We start from the raw sequence: 16,021 nt of genomic DNA on the forward strand, positions 1-16,021 counted from the left end.
CGGAGTCCACCATGCCGGTCACCCAGATGCCCGAAGCGGATGTCCTCCTGCGCCAGGATCCCGAGATGGCGGAGATCCTGCGGGGTGAGCTGGACCGCCAGTCGACGACCCTCCAGCTGATCGCCGCCGAGAACTTCACCTCCCCCGCCGTGCTGGCCGCGCTCGGCTCCCCGATGGCCAACAAGTACGCCGAGGGATACCCCGGCGCCCGCCACCACGGCGGCTGCGAACTCGTGGACGTCGCCGAGCGCGCGGCCGTGGACCGCGCCAAGGCCCTGTTCGGCGCCGACCACGCCAACGTGCAGTCCCACTCGGGGAGTTCGGCCGTCCTCGCCGCGTACGCCGCCCTGCTGCGCCCCGGCGACACCGTGCTGGCGATGAGCCTGTCCTCCGGCGGTCACCTGACCCACGGATCGCCCGCGAACTTCTCCGGCCGCTGGTTCGACTTCGTCGGCTACGGGGTCGATGCGAAGACCGGACTCATCGACCACGAGGAGGTGCGAGCGCTGGCCCGCGCCCACCGCCCCAAGGCCGTCGTCTGCGGATCGATCTCCTACCCCCGGCACATCGACTACGCCTTCTTCCGGGAGGTCGCCGACGAGGCCGGCGCCTATCTGATCGCGGACGCCGCCCATCCCATCGGGCTCGTCGCCGGGGGAGCGGCCCCCAACCCGGTGCCGTACGCCGACGTGGTGTGCGCCACGACCCACAAGGTGCTCCGGGGGCCGCGCGGCGGCATGATCCTGTGCGGGAGCGAGCTGGCCGAGCGCGTGGACCGGGCGGTCTTCCCGTTCACCCAGGGCGGCGCGCAGATGCACACCATCGCGGCGAAGGCCGTCGCGTTCGGCGAGGCGGCAACCCCGGCGTTCACGGCGTACGCCCATCAGGTGATCGAGAACGCGCGCGTGCTGGCCGCGGGACTGGACGCGGAAGGGCTCGCCGTCACCACGGGCGGCACCGACACCCATCTCGTCACGGTGGATCCGGCGCCGCTCGGTGTCGACGGGCGCACCGCGCGTGGCCGGCTCGCCGCCGCCGGTATGGTCCTCGACACGTGTGCGCTGCCCCACGGCGACACCCGTGGCCTGCGGCTGGGCACCGCGGCGCTGACCACGCAGGGCATGGGCCAGGCCGAGGCCGCGCGGGTCGCAGTGCTGTTCGCGGGGGTGCTGCGGGACGAGGTCGAGGCCAAGCGGGTCCGTGAAGAAGTGCGGGAGCTGACCGGAAGATTTCCCCCATACCCGGACTGACCGCGGGTACATGTGCACAGGTGCACAGCCACTCGTGCAACCATCGTCGCTACCCGGAAGTCCCCAACCATATGCGTGCATCGCTAGGGTGTGGGGCTGTGATGGCCAGCGAGACCTGTGGGGAAGCCCGTGCGTGAATACCTGCTGACGCTCTGCATCACGGCCGCGGTGACGTATCTGCTGACAGGGCCGGTACGGAAGTTCGCGATCGTGGCCGGAGCCATGCCGGAAATCCGTGCGCGCGACGTGCACCGTGAGCCCACGCCGCGGCTCGGCGGCATCGCGATGTTCTTCGGCCTGTGCGCCGGTCTGCTGGTCGCGGACCACCTGACGAACCTCAACGAGGTCTTCGCCAACTCGAACGAACCGCGTGCCCTGCTCTCCGGAGCCGCGCTGATCTGGCTGATCGGCGTGCTGGACGACAAGTTCGAGATCGACGCCCTGATCAAGCTGGGCGGCCAGATGATCGCCGCCGGCGTGATGGTGGTGCAGGGTCTGACGATCCTGTGGCTGCCGATCCCGGGCGTCGGGCTGGTCGCGCTGACCCAGTGGCAGGGCACGCTGCTGACGGTGGCGCTCGTCGTCATCACGATCAACGCGGTCAACTTCGTGGACGGCCTCGACGGACTGGCCGCCGGAGTGGTCTGCATCGCGTCCGCCGCGTTCTTCCTGTACGCCTACCGCATCTGGTACTCGTACGGCATCGAGGCGGCCGCCCCGGCGACGCTGTTCGCGGCGATCCTGATGGGGATGTGCCTGGGCTTCCTGCCGCACAACATGCACCCCGCCCGGATCTTCATGGGCGACTCCGGGTCGATGCTCATCGGGCTGGTGCTGGCCGCCGGCGCGATCTCCATCACCGGGCAGATCGACCCCGACGTGATGAACCTCTTCTCCGGTTCCGAGCGCAACACCGTGCACCAGACGGTGCCCGTGTTCATCCCGCTGCTGCTGCCGCTGACGATCATCGCGATCCCGGCCGCCGACCTCGTGCTCGCCATCGTGCGGCGCACCTGGCGCGGACAGTCGCCGTTCGCGGCGGACCGCGGGCACCTGCACCACCGCCTCCTGGAGGTCGGCCACTCGCACAGCCGCGCTGTGCTGATCATGTACTTCTGGTCGGCGCTGATCTCGTTCGGCGCTCTCGCCTACTCGGTCAACTCCGGTGCCATGTGGAGCGTGCTGGCCATCGCGGCACTCAGCGCGGTCGGCCTGGTGCTGCTCCTGTTGCCGCGGTTCACACCGCGTGCCCCGCGCTGGGCCGAGCACCTCCTGCCGCCGCGCTACCGCCGTCGCAGGGCCGCTGCCGCGGCCGCCGTGGAGGGGGCGCAGGTCACGCACGAGACGGCTGTCACGGAGGGGCCGGACGAGGCGCGCGAACACTGTGCCGGGGCGGTCGCCGGAGTCTCAGGAGTCAACGGGGCAACGGCAATTGGTACCCGTTCGCGACTCCTGGACCGGCGCGAGGCCGAGTCGTCGCGCTGACGTGAAGGTAAGAATCTGACTAACGCGTGACCAAGTCGTGGGGTAACAAAGAGTCCCAATACCAGACAAGTTGACCCCTTGGGCGCGCAGACGCGCACTGTCACTCTCATGTGTGACAGCGAGCACACCAACCAGGTAAAGACCTCATCAAATAGTTTGTGATACGGTTCACGAGAACCCGGGAACAGAGCCGAAGGACCCTCGTGCGACGGCCTCTTGGCGTGAGGTTCTCTCTCCACCCGGGACTACGCTCGTCCATGACGACACCCTGCCCCCCTGAGCAAGCGGAGTTGCCGCCATGCCGTCCAATGACGCCCGGATTCTCCTTCAAGCCGCTGTACCCACAGCTGCCGTCGGCGCGATTGCCGCCGCGGTCAGTGGTGTGGTCGCCGGCGGCAAGGGAGCGATCGGGGCGGTCGTCGCGACGCTGGTCGTGATCCTCTTCATGGGGCTCGGTCTCTACGTTCTGCAGCGCACCGCCAAATCGCTTCCGCACCTGTTCCAGGCGATGGGTCTCCTGCTGTACACGACGCAGATTCTTCTGCTGTTCGTCTTCGTCGCCGTTTTCAGGGACACGTCGCTGTTCAACCCCAAGTCCTTCGCGCTCACCCTGGTCGTCACCACGCTCGCGTGGATCGGCGCACAGGCGCGTGCCCACATGAAGGCCAAGATCCTCTACGTCGAACCCGAGTCCTCGAAGGGCGACAAGCCCGAGAAGACAGGGCACTCGTCGTGAGGGGTAGGGCCGGGATAAGTGCGCGTAAGAGATCCTGCTATCGTCCGGTGCCAACTGCGGCATCGCGGGCGCGGGCATCTGAGCTGACGCCTGCTCAATCGCGAGGCTTGATGCCCCACAGCCGCCCCCACATCCGTAACACCAGTCCAGTGCCGAACCGCGGCTGTGTGCCGCGCCGACACAACGAGGTTGCCGTACCTATGCGCCACGCTGAAGGAGCCCGCGGTGAGTGCTGACCCGACGCAGGTGCTCGCCTTCGAGACCGACTGCCACATCTTCGACGGCTGTGGCTTCCCGGCTCCCGGCCTGCACTCGTTCCTGTTCGAGCCCCTCTGGGGCGACGGTGACAGCAACGTCTACTTCAACAAGACGATGCTCCTGGCGCTGCTCGGTTCGATCGTCATCGTCGGCTTCTTCTGGGCCGCCTTCCGTAAGCCGAAGGTCGTCCCGGGCAAGCTGCAGATGATTGCCGAGGCGGGCTACGACTTCGTCCGTCGTGGCGTCGTCTACGAGACGATCGGCAAGAAGGAAGGCGAGAAGTACGTTCCACTGATCGTCTCGCTGTTCTTCTTCGTCTGGATGATGAACCTCTGGTCGATCATTCCGCTCGCCCAGTTCCCGGTCACCGCGATCATCTCGTACCCGCTGGTGCTGGCCCTGATCGTCTATGTCCTGTGGGTCTCGCTGACCTTCAAGCGGCACGGCTTCGTGGGCTTCTTCAAGAACGTCACCGGATACGACAAGTCGCTGGGCCCGGTTCTGCCGCTCGCCATGGTCATCGAGTTCTTCTCGAACCTGCTCGTCCGCCCGTTCACGCACGCGGTGCGACTGTTCGCGAACATGTTCGCGGGTCATACGCTGCTGCTGCTGTTCACGATCGCCAGCTGGTACCTGCTCAACGGCATCGGCATCGCGTACGCGGGCGTCTCGTTCGTCATGACTCTCGTCATGACCGCGTTCGAGCTGTTCATCCAGGCCCTGCAGGCCTACGTCTTCGTCCTGCTGACCTGCACCTACATCCAGGGCGCACTGGCCGAGAACCACTGAGCGCCTTCCCTCTCGACCCCGCAGTCGTCCGGTGGCCAACCCCCACCGGTCCGTAAAGAAAAGGAAGAACTGGCATGTCCCAGACCCTTGCCGCTGTCTCCGGCTCGCTCGGCTCGATCGGTTACGGCCTCGCGGCCATCGGCCCCGGCGTCGGCGTCGGCATCATCTTCGGTAACGGCACCCAGGCCCTCGCCCGTCAGCCTGAGGCCGCCGGTCTGATCCGCGCCAACCAGATCCTCGGCTTCGCCTTCTGTGAGGCGCTCGCCCTCATCGGTCTGGTCATGCCGTTCGTCTACGGCAAGTGATCTTCGGATCCACGACAGCCCACTAGACGAAAGGCACTGACATGAGCCAGCTGCTCATTCTGGCGGCCGAGGAGACGGAAAACCCCCTCGTCCCGCCGATTCCCGAGCTTGTCATCGGCCTGCTCGCCTTCGTCATCGTCTTCGGTTTCCTGGCGTGGAAGCTTCTCCCGAACATCAACAAGGTTCTGGAGCAGCGTCGCGAGGCCATCGAGGGCGGTATCGAAAAGGCCGAGGCCGCTCAGACCGAGGCCCAGAGCGTGCTTGAGCAGTACAAGGCTCAGCTCGCCGAGGCCCGTCACGAGGCCGCGCGCCTGCGCCAGGAGGCACAGGAGCAGGGCGCCACGCTCATCACCGAGATGCGCGCGGAAGGCCAGCGGCAGCGCGAAGAGATCATCGCCGCCGGTCACACGCAGATCGAGGCCGACCGCAAGGCCGCGTCTCAGGCGCTGCGTCAGGACGTCGGCCACCTGGCCACCGACCTGGCCGGCAAGCTGGTCGGCGAGTCCCTCGAGGACCACGCCCGCCAGAGCCGCGTCATCGACCGTTTCCTCTCCGAGCTTGAGGAGAAGGCCGAGGCGGCTCGATGACTGCGCACGGAGCGAGCCGCGAGGCAACCGCAGCCGCACGTGAGCGTCTCGACGCGCTGACGGACTCCACGTCCGTGGACGCGGCGCAGCTCGCCGACGAGCTGGCCGCGGTCACCGCGCTGCTCCACCGCGAGGTGTCGCTGCGTCGGGTCCTCACCGACCCGGCGCAGCCCGGCGAGGCCAAGGCCGAGCTGGTCCGGCGCCTGCTCGGCGCCCAGGTGAGCGGTACCACCGCCGACCTGGTCACCGGCATGGTGCGGTCCCGCTGGTCGCAGCCCCGCGACTTGGTGGACGCGCTCGAGGAGATCGCCGCGACCGCCGACCTCACGGCGGCCCAGCGTGCGGGTGCGCTCGACGATGTCGAGGACGAGGTGTTCCGCTTCGGCCGGATCGTCTCCTCGAACACCGAGCTGCGCGCCGCGCTGACCGACCGCGCCGCCACCACGGCGGCCAAGAGCGAGCTGCTGCGCAGCCTGCTCGGCGGCCGGGCCAACGTGACGACCGAGCGTCTCGTGACGCGCCTTGTGACCGCGCCGCGCGGACGTAGCCTGGAAGCGGGACTCGAGTCCCTGTCCAAGCTCGCCGCCGAGCGCCGCAACCGCATGGTCGCCGTGGTCACCTCGGCGGTGCCGCTGAGTGACGGCCAGAAGCAGCGCCTCGGCGCCGCGCTGGCGAAGCTCTACGGCCGCCCGATGCACCTGAACCTCGACGTGGACCCCGATGTCCTCGGCGGGATCCGGGTGCAGGTCGGTGACGAGGTCATCAACGGTTCGATCGCGGACCGTCTCGAGGACGCCACTCGCCGCATGGCGAGCTAGCAAGCCCATCAGCAGAACGCAAGGACGGCCCATGTTGGGCCGTGCAGAGGATTCACCTCTCATAGGGGGGAGTCCCCATCCCCCCAAAGTGAAACTTCGGGCCCAACAAGGAGAGCAGGGAACCCAGATGGCGGAGCTCACGATCCGGCCGGAGGAGATCCGGGATGCGCTGGAGAACTTTGTCCAGTCGTACAAGCCGGACGCGGCCTCGCGCGAGGAGGTCGGTACGGTCACCGTTGCCGGCGACGGTATCGCCAAGATCGAGGGTCTTCCCTCGGCCATGGCGAACGAGCTGCTGAAGTTCGAGGACGGAACCCTCGGTCTCGCACTGAACCTGGAAGAGCGCGAGATCGGTGCGGTCGTCCTCGGCGAGTTCAGCGGCATCGAGGAGGGCCAGCCGGTGCAGCGCACCGGTGAGGTGCTGTCCGTCGCCGTGGGCGAGGGCTACCTCGGCCGCGTCGTCGACCCGCTCGGCAACCCGATCGACGGCCTCGGCGACATCGAGACCACCGGCCGCCGCGCCCTCGAGCTGCAGGCCCCGGGCGTCATGATCCGCAAGTCGGTCCACGAGCCGATGGAGACGGGCTACAAGGCCGTCGACGCGATGACCCCGATCGGCCGTGGCCAGCGTCAGCTGATCATCGGTGACCGTCAGACCGGCAAGACCGCGCTGGCCGTCGACACGATCATCAACCAGCGCGACAACTGGCGCTCGGGCGACACGAAGAAGCAGGTCCGCTGCATCTACGTCGCCATCGGTCAGAAGGGTTCCACCATCGCCTCCGTGCGTGGTGCGCTCGAAGAGGCCGGCGCCCTGGAGTACACGACCATCGTCGCCGCCCCGGCGTCCGACCCGGCCGGCTTCAAGTACCTGGCGCCGTACACCGGTTCGGCCATCGGTCAGCAGTGGATGTACGAGGGCAAGCACGTCCTCATCATCTTCGACGACCTCTCGAAGCAGGCCGACGCCTACCGCGCCGTGTCCCTGCTGCTCCGCCGTCCGCCGGGGCGCGAGGCCTACCCCGGTGACGTCTTCTACCTGCACTCCCGTCTGCTGGAGCGCTGCGCGAAGCTCTCCGACGACCTGGGCGCCGGTTCGATGACGGGTCTGCCGATCGTCGAGACCAAGGCGAACGACGTGTCGGCGTTCATCCCGACCAACGTCATCTCCATCACCGACGGCCAGTGCTTCCTGGAGTCCGACCTGTTCAACGCCGGCCAGCGTCCGGCCCTGAACGTCGGTATCTCGGTCTCCCGCGTCGGTGGCTCCGCCCAGCACAAGGCGATGAAGCAGGTCTCCGGCCGGCTTCGCCTCGACCTGGCCCAGTACCGCGAGCTGGAGGCGTTCGCCGCCTTCGGTTCCGACCTGGACGCCGCGTCGAAGTCGCAGCTGGAGCGCGGTCAGCGTCTGGTCGAGCTGCTCAAGCAGGCTCAGTACCAGCCGATGCCGACCGAGGACCAGGTCGTCTCCGTCTGGGCCGGTACCACCGGCAGGATGGACGACGTTCCGGTCGCCGACGTCCGGCGCTTCGAGAAGGAGCTCCTGGAGTACCTGCACCGCAAGGAGCAGGGCCTCATGACCTCCATCAAGGAGGGCGGCAAGATGTCGGACGACACCCTCACCGCCGTCGCTGACTCCATCGCGGACTTCAAGAAGCAGTTCGAGACCTCGGACGGGAAGCTTCTCGGCGAGGACGCTCCGGCCGCGGCCAAGTGACGTAAGGAAGGGACCTGACTCATGGGAGCCCAGCTCCGGGTCTACAAGCGTCGCATCCGATCCGTCACCGCGACCAAGAAGATCACCAAGGCGATGGAGATGATCGCCGCCTCGCGTGTCGTCAAGGCGCAGCGCAAGGTGGCGGCCTCCGCGCCGTACGCGACCGAGCTCACCCGCGCGGTCACGGCGGTCGGTACCGGTTCGAACACCAAGCACCCGCTGACCACGGAGGCGGAGACGGCGACCCGTGCCGCGGTGCTGCTCCTCACGAGCGACCGCGGACTGGCCGGCGCCTTCAACTCCAACGCCATCAAGGCCGCCGAGCAGTTGACGGCGCGCCTCGAGGCCGAGGGCAAGGAGGTCGACACGTTCATCGTCGGCCGCCGCGGTCTGGCCCACTACAACTTCCGCGAGCGCAAGGTCGTGGAGTCGTGGTCGGGTTTCACCGATGAGCCCACGTACGCGGACGCGAAGAAGGTTGCGGGTCCGCTCATCGAGGCCATCGAGAAGGAGACGGCGGACGGCGGCGTGGACGAACTCCACATCGTCTACACCGAGTTCGTCTCGATGATGACGCAGTCGGCCATCGACGGCCGCCTGTTGCCGCTTCGCCTCGAAGAGGTCGCGGAGGAGACGCCGAAGGGCGAGATCCTCCCGCTGTTCGAGTTCGAACCGTCGGCGGAGGACGTCCTAGACGCCCTGCTGCCGCGCTACGTCGAGAGCCGTATCTACAACGCGCTGCTCCAGTCGGCTGCTTCCAAGCACGCCGCCACGCGCCGCGCGATGAAGTCGGCGACCGACAACGCGGGAGACCTGATCACCACGCTCTCCCGACTTGCCAATGCGGCCCGCCAGGCCGAAATCACCCAGGAAATCAGCGAGATCGTCGGTGGCTCCGCAGCCCTTGCCGACGCGACCGCGGGGAGTGACAAGTAATGACGACGACTTCTGAGACGGCCGTTGCCACGGGCCGCGTCGCCCGGGTCATCGGCCCGGTCGTCGACGTGGAGTTCCCCGTCGACGCGATGCCGGACATCTACAACGCCCTTCACGTCGAGGTGGCCGACCCGGCCAACGCCGGCGAGAAGAAGACGCTGACCCTGGAAGTCGCCCAGCACCTGGGTGACGGCCTGGTCCGCACGATCTCCATGCAGCCCACCGACGGTCTGGTCCGCCAGGCCGCGGTCACCGACACCGGAGCGGGCATCACCGTCCCGGTCGGTGACTTCACCAAGGGCAAGGTGTTCAACACCCTCGGTGAGGTGCTGAACTCCGACGAGAAGTACTCGGGTGAGCGCTGGTCCATCCACCGCAAGGCCCCGCGCTTCGACGAGCTCGAGTCGAAGACCGAGATGTTCGAGACCGGCGTCAAGGTCATCGACCTCCTCACCCCGTACGTCAAGGGTGGAAAGATCGGTCTGTTCGGTGGTGCCGGTGTCGGCAAGACGGTGCTCATCCAGGAGATGATCTACCGCGTCGCCAACAACCACGACGGTGTCTCCGTGTTCGCCGGTGTCGGCGAGCGCACCCGTGAGGGCAACGACCTCATCGAGGAGATGTCCGAGTCGGGCGTCATCGACAAGACCGCGCTTGTCTTCGGTCAGATGGACGAGCCCCCGGGCACCCGTCTGCGCGTGGCCCTCGCGGGTCTGACCATGGCGGAGTACTTCCGCGATGTGCAGAAGCAGGACGTGCTGTTCTTCATCGACAACATCTTCCGCTTCACGCAGGCCGGTTCCGAGGTCTCGACCCTGCTCGGCCGTATGCCCTCCGCGGTGGGCTACCAGCCGAACCTGGCCGACGAGATGGGCCTCCTCCAGGAGCGCATCACCTCGACCCGCGGTCACTCGATCACCTCGATGCAGGCGATCTACGTCCCCGCGGACGACCTGACCGACCCGGCCCCGGCCACCACGTTCGCCCACCTCGACGCGACGACGGTTCTCTCCCGTCCGATCTCCGAGAAGGGCATCTACCCGGCCGTGGACCCGCTGGACTCCACGTCCCGCATCCTGGACCCGCGCTACATCGCGGCGGACCACTACGCCGCCGCCATGCGGGTGAAGTCGGTCCTCCAGAAGTACAAGGACCTCCAGGACATCATCGCGATCCTCGGTATCGACGAGCTGGGCGAAGAGGACAAGCTCACCGTCCACCGTGCCCGTCGCGTGGAGCGCTTCCTGTCCCAGAACACCCACGTCGCCAAGCAGTTCACCGGCGTCGACGGGTCGGACGTCCCGCTGGACGAGTCGATCGTGGCCTTCAACGCGATCATCGACGGCGAGTACGACCACTTCCCGGAGCAGGCGTTCTTCCTGTGCGGTGGCATCGAGGACCTCAAGGCCAACGCCAAGGAACTCGGCGTCTCCTGAACCTCGTGTTCTGAGTGAGGGGGGCGGGGCCGCGCCTCGCGGGGTGCGGTCCGTCCCCCTCCGTTCGCCTACTAGACTTTGACCCAACACCCGGCAGCAACGCCGGGTGGTGACCCGAGGAGCCCACCTTGGCTGCTGAGCTGCACGTCGAGCTCGTCGCCGCGGACCGTAGTGTCTGGTCCGGCGAGGCCACCCTGGTCGTCGCGCGTACCGCGTCCGGCGACATCGGCGTCATGCCCGGTCACCAGCCGCTGCTCGGTGTGCTGGAGTCGGGCCCGGTGACCATTCGTACGAGCGATGGCGGGACGGTCATCGCGGCGGTGCACGGGGGTTTCATCTCGTTCGCCGACAACAAGCTGTCGCTGCTGGCCGAGATCGCCGAGCTGTCGGACGAGATCGATGTCCAGCGTGCGGAGCGGGCGCTCGAGCGCGCGAAGTCGGACGCCGACGCGTCCGCCGAGCGTCGCGCGGATGTCCGCCTGCGTGCGGTGTCGACGCGCTGACGACCGTGCGACCCCAGGCCCTTAGGCGCTGGGGCCGCACTGTGTGAAGCTTTGCCTCAGCCGCGGCTGGGACCGGATCACTCCGGCCCTGGCCGCGGCTGAGGCGAATCCGGAAGTTTTTTCTTTTCCGTTACCTAGGAGACGAGGAGGTCGGTGTCGATGGTCCTCGCTCTGACTGTGTGCGGATTGGTAGTGGCGCTTGTCGTGGTGGGGCTGTTCGTCTTCGGCCTCCGCCGCCGGCTGATCCAGCGTTCAGGCGGAACGTTCGACTGCAGCCTGCGCTGGGACGTCCCCGAGAAGGGCGACGCCGGCGGCAAGGGCTGGAGCTACGGAGTCGCCCGCTACAACGGCGACCGCGTCGAGTGGTACCGCGTCTTCTCCTACGCCCCCCGGCCGCGCCGCGTTCTGGAGCGCTCGGCGATCGAGGTGGCCGGCCGCCGTGCCGCCGAGGGCGAGGAGGAACTCGCGCTGCTCTCCGACGCGATCATCCTGACCTGTCTCCATCGCGGTACCCGTCTCGAACTGGCGATGAGCGAGGACGCGCTCACCGGTTTCCTCGCGTGGCTGGAGGCGGCCCCGCCCGGCCAGCGCGTGAACGTGGCCTGACCCGTACCCGGCCGGTCGGCCGCTCGGAGCCGAGAAGAAAGCCGCGGACAGACCCGGAGGTCTGCCCGCGGCGTTCGTGCGAGGTGGTGCGGGGGGTCAGCTCAGGCCGCTGTTGATGGCGCTGACGAGTTCACCGTTGCTGGTGTCGCCGCTGAACTCCCAGAAGAACGCGCCGCCCAGGCCCTGGGTCTTGGCCCACGACATCTTGCCGGCGATGGTGGACGGGGTGTCGTACGACCACCAGTTGCTGCCGCAGTGGGCGTACGCCGTGCCGGCGATGGTGCCGGTGACGGGGCAGGACGTCTTGAGGACCTTGTAGTCCTCGTTGCCCGGCTCGTACGTGCCCGGCGCGGGACCGGTGGCGGTGCCGCCCGGGGCGTCCTGGGTGACGCCGGTCCAGCCGCGCCCGTAGAAGCCGATGCCGATCAGCAGCTTGCTTGCCGGTACGCCCTTGGACTTGAACTTGGCGATCGCGTCGGCCGTGGTGAACCCGGCCTGCGGGATGCCGCTGTACGAGGTGAGCGGGGAGTGCGGGGCGGTCGGGCCGTCCGCGTCGAACGCTCCGAAGAAGTCGTACGTCATCACGTTGTACCAGTCGACGTACTGCGCGGCGCCCGCGTAGTCGGCGGCGTCGATCTTCCCGCCCGAGGTGCCGTCGGCCGTGGTGGCGGCGGTGACCAGGTTGTTCGTGCCGAACTTGGCACGCAGCGCCTGCATGACGTTCTTGTAGGCCGCGGCACCGCTGGTGTCGCAGGTCAGACCACAGGCGTTCGGGTACTCCCAGTCGATGTCGATGCCGTCGAAGACATCGGCCCAGCGCGGGTCCTCGACCAGGTCGTAGCAGGACTGCGCGAAGGCCGCCGGGTTCTTGGCCGCCTCACCGAAGCCGCCGGACCAGGTCCAGCCGCCGAAGGACCACAGCACCTTGATGTTCGGGTACTTGGCCTTCAGCTCACGCAGCTGGTTGAAGTTGCCGCGCAGGGGCTGGTCCCAGGTGTCGGCGACGCCGCTTACCGACAGGTCGGCGGTGAAGGCCTTGTCGTAGTCGGCGTAGGAGTCGCCGATCGCGCACTTGCCGCCGGTGACGTTGCCGAAGGCGTAGTTGATGTGCGTGATCTTCGCGGCCGAGCCGGACGTCACCAGGTTCTTGACGTTGTAGTTGCGGCCGTAGATGCCCCACTCGGTGAAGTAGCCGAGCTTGACGGCGTTGCCGGTGGGCGGGGGAGTGGTGCCGCCGCCGGTGGTGTGCACGGAGACCGCGCCGCTGACCGGACCGGTCTGGTCGGCGGTGTCGCGGGCCTGGACCGTGTACGAGTAGTCGGTGCCGGCGGTCAGGCCGGTGTCCGTGTACGAGGTGGTCGTCACGGTCGCGACCTTGGTGCCGCCGCGCAGGACGTCGTAGTTCTTGACGCCCTTGTCGTCGGTGGCAGCGCTCCAGGAGAGCTTCACCGAGGTGTCGGTGATGGCCGAGGAGGTGGGCGTGCCGGGCGCGGAGGGCGCGCTGTCGCCGGGGACGGTGGTGCCGCCGTCACAACTGCCGCCGTTGAGGGTGCAGTTGGTGGGCGAACCGGAGCCGGCGCCGTTGAAGCCGAAGGAGAGGGAGGCGCCCGCGGCGAGGGTGCCGTTGTAGGACTTGTTCTTGGCGGTCCAGTGGTTGCCGGAGTGGGTGACGTCCGCGTCCCAGGCCGAGGTGACGGACGTGCCGGTGGGGAAGTCCCACTCGATGGCCCACGAACTGATGGCGGCCGTGCCCGTGTTCTTGACGGTCCACTGGCCGCCGAACCCCGTGCCCCAGTCCTGGGTCTTGGTGTACGTCGCGGTGGCGCTGGTGGCCGCCTGTGCGGGGCCAGCGAGGCCGACGAGTGCGGCGAGGGGGAGGAGCAGGGTGGTGAGCCCCGCCACGGTTCTGTGTCTGGCTCTCTGCCGGAAGCGCATGATGCCTCTCCTCTTTCGTCTGGTGCCTCCGGGGCGCCGTGACGAGCGGAGGAACCGCGACCGTGCTCAGCCCGGTGGGCGTGCGCTCGCTCGCGCTCCCGCCGCCCTCGCGCCCCCTCGGCCGGGGGTGTCGTGGGCATGGCTAAGCGCAGTGCGGCGAGAATAGAAAGGTCTGGACCACGGGTCAATAGGTCTGGACCAGTGCAATGTGCCGGGAGCGATCACTCAACTCCGTTGGGGGGAGGGTCGCTTGGGCCCGGCCCCCGGTGTCCGGTGGGCCCGGCAGGCGGGCTGACGTGCGCGCTCGGCCGTCCCGGGGCTGCGGGGCGGTGCCGCGATGCTTGGGCGCCGCGGGCCTGCCCCGGCCGGGAAAAAACTCCGGGCGGCTCTCCGTCAGGGGTCGCCCGAGACCCCTCGCCCGTCCTTGCGGGCGAGGGGTGCTCTTCGGATCGGCTCGGGCTCTAGCGCTCTCCGCCGGGGACCCACAGGACGTCACCGGTGTCCTTGTTGGCCGTGCGCGCCAGGATGAACAGGAGGTCGGAGAGGCGGTTCAGATAGGTGGCGGTGAGCGGGTTCATCGCCTCGCCGTGGACCTCCAGCGCCGCCCAGGTGGAACGCTCGGCACGGCGGACGACCGTGCACGCCTGGTGCAGGAGGGCCGCGCCCGCGGTGCCGCCGGGCAGGATGAAGGAACGGAGCTTCTCCAGCCGCTCGTTGAAGCGGTCGCAGTCCGCCTCCAGCTTGTCGACGTAGAACTGCTCCACGCGCAGTGGCGGGAACTTCGGGTCCTCGACCACGGGTGTCGAGAGGTCCGCGCCCACGTCGAACAGGTCGTTCTGGACCCGGGTGAGGACCTCGACGACCTCCGTCTCCAGGCCGCCCAGCGCGATGGCCGTGCCGATCACCGCGTTCGCCTCGTTGGCGTCGGCGTACGCCGAGATCCGCAGGTCGGTCTTGGCGACCCTGCTCATGTCGCCGAGGGCGGTGGTGCCCTGGTCGCCGGTCCGGGTGTAGATGCGCGTCAGATTGACCATGAGGTCAGCCTAGTTATGCCCCCGCCCTGCGGAAGACGCGTGTGCCCACTGTCACGGCGAGAGCGGCGAAGCCCAGGGCCACCAGGACGCCGTACAGCATGTGCGCGGTGGCGTAGGAGCCGACGTACGCGTCCCGTACCGCGTCCACCAGATAGCGGAACGGCATGAAGTGCGAGAGCACGTCCAGCCAGCCGGGGGCCAGGGCCATCGGCAGCATCAGCCCGGACAGCAGCATGGACGGCATGGTCAGCGCGTTCACGGCGGGTCCGAACGCCTGCGGCGTGCTGACCTTCAGGGCGAGGGCGTACGACAGTGAGGCGAGGGAGACGGTCAGCAGGGCGACGAAGGCGAAGCCGATCAGGATGCCGGCGAGCGGGGCGCGCAGTCCCATCACCAGGGCCGCCAGGACCAGCAGCACCGCCTGGAGGACGAAGACGGCGGCGTCGCGCAGCACCCGGCCGAGCAGCAGCGCGAGACGGCTCACGGGGGTGACCCGCATGCGTTCCACGATGCCGAGGTTCTTCTCGATGATGATCGTGAAACCGGCGAACGCGGCGCCGAAAAGGCCGAGTTGGAGCAGCAGGCCGGGGACGAGGACCTGCCAGGAGGTGCCTCGGGAGGCGAGGGGCAGGCCGGTCAGGAGCGGTCCGAAGAAGAGCAGGTACAGCAACGGCATCAGGGCGCCGAAGAGCATCGCGAAGCGGGAGCGCAGGGTCTGGCGGGCGTAGCGCCCGAAGATCAGCGCGGTGTCGTGGAGAAGCATCGGTCCTCGGTCCTGTTCGACGGGTGGGTCGGCTGCGGGGCGGTCTCAGACGGCCACGGGTGTGGCGTCGGCCGGTTCGGGGCCGCGTCCGGTGATGGCGAGGAACGTGTCCTGGAGGGTCGCGTCGGGGGAGCCGCCGTGCGCCCGCTTCAGCGCGCCGGGCGTGCCGTCGGCGACGACCACGCCCCGGTCGACGATCACCAGCCGGTCGGCGAGCGCGTCCGCCTCGTCGAGGTAGTGGGTGGTGAGGAAGACCGTCGTGCCGTGGGTGTCGCGCAGCCGGCGCACGAGGTCCCAGAGGTCGGCGCGGCTGCCGGGGTCGAGTCCGGTCGTCGGTTCGTCGAGGAAGAGCACCACGGGCCGGTGGGTGAGGCCGAGCGCGATGTCCAGTCGGCGTCGCTGCCCGCCGGAGAGCGCGGCGGTGCGGCGGTCCATGAGGCCGGTGAGGCCGAGTTCGTGGGCCAGTTCGTCGGCCCGCTCGACCGCGCGCGGCCTGGGCAGCCGGTACAGCCGCCCCTGGGTGACCAGCTCCTCCCGCACGGTGACGTGCGGGTCGACGCCGCCCGACTGGGCCACGTAGCCGCAGGCGCGGCGTACGCCCGCCGGGTCGCCGGCGAGGTCGCAGCCCGCGACGGTCGCGGCGCCGCCGGTGGGGGCGAGCAGGGTGGTGAGCATCCGGAGCGTGGTGGTCTTGCCGGCGCCGTTGGGTCCGAGAAGGCCGAGGATCTCGCCGGGCCGCACGGTGAGGTCGATGCCGCGCACCGCCTCCACCGGCCCCCGCTTGGTCGCGAAGGTGCGGGCCAGTCCGGCCGTACTGATGATTGCCATGCCGTCAGAAAAACAGAGTCTCTTAAATTTTGCAA

At 68.5% G+C, this 16,021-nt stretch carries 16 protein-coding genes; 12 read left to right on the forward strand and 4 right to left on the reverse strand.

Annotated features, from left to right (window positions below):
* Positions 1-11: 11 nt before the first annotated feature.
* From glyA to ACIRQH_RS26340, 12 genes are all read left to right on the forward strand, one after another.
* On the forward strand, positions 12-1,250 hold the full coding sequence (glyA, locus tag ACIRQH_RS26285; protein WP_358819435.1) for a serine hydroxymethyltransferase: 1,239 nt from the start codon (positions 12-14) through the stop codon (positions 1,248-1,250).
* Between the two features lie 129 nt (positions 1,251-1,379).
* Positions 1,380-2,735 carry an MraY family glycosyltransferase gene (locus ACIRQH_RS26290; RefSeq protein ID WP_404227109.1) on the forward strand — a complete coding sequence of 452 codons (1,356 nt, stop codon included), beginning with the start codon at positions 1,380-1,382 and terminating at the stop codon, positions 2,733-2,735.
* Between the two features lie 298 nt (positions 2,736-3,033).
* Positions 3,034-3,471, forward strand: coding sequence for a hypothetical protein (locus ACIRQH_RS26295; RefSeq protein ID WP_358819433.1), 438 nt, complete (start codon positions 3,034-3,036; stop codon positions 3,469-3,471).
* 225 nt (positions 3,472-3,696) lie between these two features.
* A complete protein-coding gene (gene atpB / locus ACIRQH_RS26300; protein ID WP_404227110.1) occupies positions 3,697-4,518 on the forward strand; it encodes a F0F1 ATP synthase subunit A in 822 nt (273 codons plus the stop codon).
* A gap of 74 nt (positions 4,519-4,592) precedes the next feature.
* Complete coding sequence (gene atpE, locus ACIRQH_RS26305) at positions 4,593-4,823, forward strand: ATP synthase F0 subunit C (protein ID WP_024884520.1); 231 nt, start codon at positions 4,593-4,595, stop codon at positions 4,821-4,823.
* 41 nt (positions 4,824-4,864) lie between these two features.
* Positions 4,865-5,410 (forward strand): F0F1 ATP synthase subunit B, encoded by a 546-nt coding sequence (locus ACIRQH_RS26310; protein WP_164371801.1) that lies wholly within the window; start codon positions 4,865-4,867, stop codon positions 5,408-5,410.
* The gene (locus ACIRQH_RS26315) at positions 5,407-6,228 is read left to right on the forward strand and encodes a F0F1 ATP synthase subunit delta (protein ID WP_358819432.1); all 822 of its coding nucleotides are present in this window, start codon (positions 5,407-5,409) and stop codon (positions 6,226-6,228) included. The genes ACIRQH_RS26310 and ACIRQH_RS26315 overlap by 4 nt, the downstream gene beginning before the upstream one ends.
* A 127-nt stretch (positions 6,229-6,355) precedes the next feature.
* A complete protein-coding gene (gene atpA / locus ACIRQH_RS26320; protein ID WP_358819431.1) occupies positions 6,356-7,945 on the forward strand; it encodes a F0F1 ATP synthase subunit alpha in 1,590 nt (529 codons plus the stop codon).
* Positions 7,946-7,966: 21 nt separating this feature from the next.
* On the forward strand, positions 7,967-8,881 hold the full coding sequence (locus ACIRQH_RS26325; RefSeq protein ID WP_404227111.1) for a F0F1 ATP synthase subunit gamma: 915 nt from the start codon (positions 7,967-7,969) through the stop codon (positions 8,879-8,881).
* The gene (gene atpD, locus ACIRQH_RS26330; RefSeq protein WP_328553381.1) at positions 8,881-10,317 is read left to right on the forward strand and encodes a F0F1 ATP synthase subunit beta; all 1,437 of its coding nucleotides are present in this window, start codon (positions 8,881-8,883) and stop codon (positions 10,315-10,317) included. Before ACIRQH_RS26325 ends, atpD begins: the two co-directional genes overlap by 1 nt.
* 128 nt (positions 10,318-10,445) lie before the next feature.
* Positions 10,446-10,820 (forward strand): F0F1 ATP synthase subunit epsilon, encoded by a 375-nt coding sequence (locus ACIRQH_RS26335; protein ID WP_081219455.1) that lies wholly within the window; start codon positions 10,446-10,448, stop codon positions 10,818-10,820.
* A gap of 159 nt (positions 10,821-10,979) precedes the next feature.
* The gene (locus ACIRQH_RS26340) at positions 10,980-11,426 is read left to right on the forward strand and encodes a DUF2550 domain-containing protein (protein WP_388866603.1); all 447 of its coding nucleotides are present in this window, start codon (positions 10,980-10,982) and stop codon (positions 11,424-11,426) included.
* Positions 11,427-11,522: 96 nt separating this feature from the next.
* On the opposite strand, the gene ACIRQH_RS26345 is transcribed toward ACIRQH_RS26340, so the two are convergent.
* The 4 genes from ACIRQH_RS26345 to ACIRQH_RS26360 form a co-directional block, all read right to left on the reverse strand.
* Complete coding sequence (locus ACIRQH_RS26345; protein WP_358819428.1) at positions 11,523-13,361, reverse strand: glycoside hydrolase family 18 chitinase; 1,839 nt, start codon at positions 13,359-13,361, stop codon at positions 11,523-11,525.
* 461 nt (positions 13,362-13,822) lie between these two features.
* Positions 13,823-14,395, reverse strand: a complete 573-nt coding sequence (locus ACIRQH_RS26350; RefSeq protein ID WP_358819427.1) for a cob(I)yrinic acid a,c-diamide adenosyltransferase — start codon at positions 14,393-14,395, stop codon at positions 13,823-13,825.
* Between the two features lie 13 nt (positions 14,396-14,408).
* The gene (locus ACIRQH_RS26355; RefSeq protein WP_358819426.1) at positions 14,409-15,158 is read right to left on the reverse strand and encodes an ABC transporter permease; all 750 of its coding nucleotides are present in this window, start codon (positions 15,156-15,158) and stop codon (positions 14,409-14,411) included.
* Between the two features lie 45 nt (positions 15,159-15,203).
* Positions 15,204-15,986 carry an ABC transporter ATP-binding protein gene (locus tag ACIRQH_RS26360; RefSeq protein ID WP_388866597.1) on the reverse strand — a complete coding sequence of 261 codons (783 nt, stop codon included), beginning with the start codon at positions 15,984-15,986 and terminating at the stop codon, positions 15,204-15,206.
* Positions 15,987-16,021 lie beyond the last annotated feature (35 nt).

Origin of the sequence: Streptomyces sp. NPDC102279 (assembly GCF_044766365.1) — a bacterium.
Lineage (GTDB): Bacteria > Actinomycetota > Actinomycetes > Streptomycetales > Streptomycetaceae > Streptomyces.

Coding starts and splice junctions, on each gene's coding strand:
- ACIRQH_RS26345 (WP_358819428.1), bottom strand. CDS start 13,361: ATGCGCTTCCGGCAGAGAGCCAGACACAGAACCGTGGCGGGGCTCACC.
- ACIRQH_RS26295 (WP_358819433.1), top strand. CDS start 3,034: ATGCCGTCCAATGACGCCCGGATTCTCCTTCAAGCCGCTGTACCCACA.
- atpA (WP_358819431.1), top strand. CDS start 6,356: ATGGCGGAGCTCACGATCCGGCCGGAGGAGATCCGGGATGCGCTGGAG.
- ACIRQH_RS26325 (WP_404227111.1), top strand. CDS start 7,967: ATGGGAGCCCAGCTCCGGGTCTACAAGCGTCGCATCCGATCCGTCACC.
- ACIRQH_RS26340 (WP_388866603.1), top strand. CDS start 10,980: ATGGTCCTCGCTCTGACTGTGTGCGGATTGGTAGTGGCGCTTGTCGTG.
- ACIRQH_RS26350 (WP_358819427.1), bottom strand. CDS start 14,395: ATGGTCAATCTGACGCGCATCTACACCCGGACCGGCGACCAGGGCACC.
- ACIRQH_RS26310 (WP_164371801.1), top strand. CDS start 4,865: ATGAGCCAGCTGCTCATTCTGGCGGCCGAGGAGACGGAAAACCCCCTC.
- ACIRQH_RS26355 (WP_358819426.1), bottom strand. CDS start 15,158: ATGCTTCTCCACGACACCGCGCTGATCTTCGGGCGCTACGCCCGCCAG.
- atpD (WP_328553381.1), top strand. CDS start 8,881: ATGACGACGACTTCTGAGACGGCCGTTGCCACGGGCCGCGTCGCCCGG.
- ACIRQH_RS26315 (WP_358819432.1), top strand. CDS start 5,407: ATGACTGCGCACGGAGCGAGCCGCGAGGCAACCGCAGCCGCACGTGAG.
- glyA (WP_358819435.1), top strand. CDS start 12: ATGCCGGTCACCCAGATGCCCGAAGCGGATGTCCTCCTGCGCCAGGAT.
- atpE (WP_024884520.1), top strand. CDS start 4,593: ATGTCCCAGACCCTTGCCGCTGTCTCCGGCTCGCTCGGCTCGATCGGT.
- ACIRQH_RS26360 (WP_388866597.1), bottom strand. CDS start 15,986: ATGGCAATCATCAGTACGGCCGGACTGGCCCGCACCTTCGCGACCAAG.